Annotated in this window: 2 protein-coding genes; both read left to right on the forward strand. The window is 34.6% G+C overall.

Annotation, left to right across the window (positions count from 1 at the left end; translation table 11 throughout):
* On the forward strand, window positions 1-276 hold a 276-nt coding region (locus D4A39_RS19095), incomplete at its 5' end, for a hypothetical protein (RefSeq protein WP_199699487.1).
* Window positions 273-546: hypothetical protein (locus D4A39_RS19100; protein ID WP_233552524.1), on the forward strand; the 274-nt coding region annotated here is incomplete at its 3' end. The genes D4A39_RS19095 and D4A39_RS19100, both read left to right, overlap by 4 nt.

The raw sequence follows: 546 nt of genomic DNA on the forward strand, positions 1-546 counted from the left end.
GGCGCAGCCAAAAGAGAAGAAAATAGATGGAGCAAAGATACCGACCTGAATGGTAATGAACTAAACTTTGAGCAGGAAATATCATATATCAATCTATGGATAGAAGCTAGATTAGCCTATCTAGACCAATCTTTACTTCCTGCATCTACAGGTATCAATAATACAATTGTAGACTATCAAGCAAACCAATACATATACAATATACAAGGACAAAGACTAGACAAAATTCCATCACAAGGAGTTTACATCATAAATGGTAAAAAGTATATCAAATGAGCAATAATAGAATTATCAATATCGCAACCATAGCATACTTGGCTTTTCTGCTTATCATTCTAGCCATATTTGGCTATACTCCAACGAATGATACAGATGGATATTTGGAATATGCCCAAGTATGCCTGCATCAAGGAGAAGCATATCCATGTAGTACTCTTATTAAGGGCACTCCTTTTATATGGAACATTGGCTCCATCAACTTAATAGTATTTTCACTTTGGTTGTTTGGTAGTTTCTATCCGATACTTGTTTTGATGTGTATATGTA

Origin of the sequence: Alcanivorax profundi, from assembly GCF_003597125.1 — a bacterium.
Classification (GTDB): Bacteria; Pseudomonadota; Gammaproteobacteria; order Pseudomonadales; family Alcanivoracaceae; genus Alcanivorax; species Alcanivorax profundi.